Origin of the sequence: Vibrio sp. 1557, from assembly GCF_033340175.1 — a bacterium.
GTDB classification, from domain to species: Bacteria; Pseudomonadota; Gammaproteobacteria; order Enterobacterales; family Vibrionaceae; genus Vibrio; species Vibrio alginolyticus.
The window spans coordinates 1-1,029 of record NZ_JAWOVZ010000293.1; the positions used below are offsets into that span (position 1 = coordinate 1).

2 protein-coding genes are annotated in these 1,029 nt (G+C 49.8%); both read left to right on the plus strand.

Annotation, left to right across the window (positions count from 1 at the left end):
• Positions 1–402, plus strand: a 402-nt coding sequence (locus R7070_RS26585) for a peptide chain release factor-like protein (RefSeq protein WP_318110995.1), incomplete at its 5' end; no start/stop codon positions are given.
• A gap of 3 nt (positions 403–405) precedes the next feature.
• The coding region (prmC, locus tag R7070_RS26590) for a peptide chain release factor N(5)-glutamine methyltransferase (protein WP_318141571.1) at positions 406–1,029 on the plus strand (624 nt) is incomplete at its 3' end.

The window sequence follows — 1,029 nt, forward strand, 5'->3', positions numbered from 1 at the left end:
CGTGCATCTGGCGCGGGTGGTCAGCACGTTAACACCACGGATTCTGCAATTCGTATTACCCACTTACCAACGGGTACAGTGGTAGAGTGTCAAGACGAGCGTTCACAGCATAAGAACAAAGCGAAAGCGATGGCAGTACTGGCTGCTCGTATCGTTCAAGCGGAACAAGAGCGTCGTGCGGCAGAAGTGTCTGACACGCGTCGTAACCTACTAGGTTCTGGTGACCGCAGTGACCGTATCCGTACTTACAACTACCCGCAAGGCCGCGTTTCTGACCACCGAATCAACCTAACCATCTACCGTTTGAACGAAGTGATGGAAGGCGACCTACAAAGCTTGATTGACCCAGTGGTTCAAGAACACCAAGCAGACCAACTAGCGGCGCTAGCTGAGAACGCTTAATCGATGAGCCAAGTTCAATCGATTGAGCAAGCACTGAAAAGTGCGACGGCAAAACTGACAGAAGGCGGCAAAGAGTCGCCTTCTCTCGATGCAGCTGTCCTTCTTTGCCATGTTCTTGGCAAACCGCGAACCTATTTGCTAACGTGGCCAGAAAAAGCATTGGAACCTGAGCAACAAGCGCAGTTTGATGCTTTACTCGCAAGGCGCTTAACAGGCGAACCCGTTGCTTACATTATTGGTGAGCGTGAGTTTTGGTCTCTACCTCTCAAAGTTTCTCCTACTACCTTGATCCCAAGACCAGACACCGAGCGTTTGGTGGAAGTTGCTTTGGATAAAACCTATGGGCAGACCGGATCGATTCTAGATTTAGGCACGGGGACAGGAGCAATTGCGTTGGCATTAGCGTCTGAGCTACCGAATCGTCAGGTAATGGGAGTTGACCTCAAACAAGAGGCCAAAGAGCTTGCTGAGTACAATGCCGCGCAGCTAAACATCAAAAATGTGACGTTTGACCAAGGTAGCTGGTTCGAGCCTATTGCAGAGGGAACAAAGTTTGCTTTAATTGTTTCCAATCCGCCGTATATTGACGAGAAAGATCCGCATTTATCCCAAGGTGACGTTCGTTTT